At 44.5% G+C, this 631-nt stretch carries 1 pseudogene; it reads left to right on the top strand.

Annotated elements, in window-relative coordinates:
• Positions 1-411: 411 nt before the first annotated feature.
• Positions 412-631: pseudogene (locus AACW06_RS19875) on the top strand (IS110 family transposase); the annotation flags it as partial.

The raw sequence follows: 631 nt of genomic DNA, 5'->3' as shown, positions 1-631 counted from the left end.
AAGGAAGTACGTTGTCATCGGAGATACCGAATACAAGAGTCCCAATATCACTGGGCAATGGTGGAATATCAGCGCCTCACGCATACCTGTGGGTTGGGGGAATTATGAGGGGATCCGCCAGCGCCGCATTAAGGTGTGACGAACGCTTGGCTATACTTGAGCGAAGCGAAATGCCAAGCGTAAGGAATCACTCTTAAATGCTTTGTATGGATAATAACTCTCAAAATCGGGTAATGTGAGACCCAGGCTTTAGCTGCAACTAAAACTTTCCATGTAGTAGTTCGATTGAACGCTGGCTCCTCTATCGAGAGACCGATAACAAACGAGAACACTACATAGGACTCCAAGCATGAACCTCGAATAGTCGACTGGGTCTCGAACCCGCATTACGCAAGCATGAGTTAGCTTATTATGAATACGAAAATGAAGCAAAGTATCAACGTCGGAGTTGATACAGGGAAAACACAATTAGATATCCACATCAGACCGTTAGACATCTTTTTTTCGGTTGAAAATACCGACAAAGGCATCAAAGATGCACTGAGAGTCATAAAACAACACAAACCTGAACGCATCGTAATTGAAGCCACTGGTCGTTTAGAAATGCCATTTGTACTCGCTTGTGCTGAGG

Origin of the sequence: Vibrio sp. S12_S33, assembly GCF_963889785.1 — a bacterium.
GTDB classification, from domain to species: Bacteria; Pseudomonadota; Gammaproteobacteria; order Enterobacterales; family Vibrionaceae; genus Vibrio; species Vibrio aestuarianus.
The sequence above is the reverse complement of the archived record's forward strand: the minus strand, read 5'-3'. Positions and strand labels throughout refer to the sequence as shown.